This window comes from Corynebacterium tuscaniense (genome assembly GCF_008693065.1).
GTDB lineage: Bacteria > Actinomycetota > Actinomycetes > Mycobacteriales > Mycobacteriaceae > Corynebacterium > Corynebacterium tuscaniense.
The window spans coordinates 1-927 of the sequence record NZ_VXKH01000142.1 but is presented as its reverse complement, the minus strand read 5'-3'; the positions used below and the strand labels follow the sequence as shown (position 1 = coordinate 927).

1 protein-coding gene is annotated in these 927 nt (G+C 64.5%); it reads left to right on the top strand.

Annotated features, from left to right (window positions below):
* On the top strand, positions 1-927 hold a 927-nt coding region (locus F4V54_RS10920; RefSeq protein WP_428840495.1), incomplete at both ends, for an Lhr family ATP-dependent helicase.

Genomic DNA, 927 nt, shown 5'->3' with positions numbered 1-927 from the left:
CGTGAACACCTGGCCCAAGCACTCGATGCGCCGTTGCTTCGCGACGGCCTCGGCGTCCCCGTCCCACCCGGCATCCCCGCCCAAGTGGCCACCATCCCTGATGCGTTGAGCCAACTGGTCAGCCGCTGGGTGCGCACACGCGGGCCGTTCACGCTGCGTGACCTCGCCACAGCCTTCAGTCTTTCCGTTGGCACTTCCTACGAGGTGCTTCAGCGCCTCGTAGGGGATGGGAAGGTCGTTGAGGGGCGTTACCGCCAGGGCGTTGATGAAGAGGAATATATGGGTGCAGAAGTCCTGCGCATCGTGCGCACCCGCTCACTCGCAGCTGCCCGGGCACAGACCCGCCCGGTGTCCCAGTCTGCTTTGGGCCGTTTCATGCCAGCATGGCTCAATGTAGCTCCGGTGGGTACCCGGCCCCCTCTGCGCGGGCCGGACGGTGTCTATAGCGTCATCGAACAGCTCGCCGGTGTGCGCCTACCAGCTAGTGCCTGGGAGTCCATGATCCTGCCTAGTCGCGTCGGCGACTATTCCCCGGAGATGCTCGATGAGCTCACCTTGTCCGGCGAAGTCCAAATCGTCGGTGCGGGCAAGGCTGGTGCGCGCGATCCCTGGATCATGCTGCTGCCCGCGGACTACGCAGCACAGCTCATACCCATAGCGGAAGAACCCCTGCTCAGTCTCACCCAGCAGCAGGTTATGGAGAAGCTCAACGTCGGCGGTGGCTACCTCTTCACCGATCTGCTCGGCCCGGCTAGTCAAGCCACGACCACTGCTGATGAACTCCGCGAATCCATGTGGGATCTCGTGGAAGCTGGACTCATCGCACCAGATTCCTTCGCCCCGATCCGCGCCCGACTGGCCGGCGGCAAGCACGGCAAAACCGCCCACCGTGCGAAGCGCCGGCCATCGCGCAGTCGCATCCGCTCA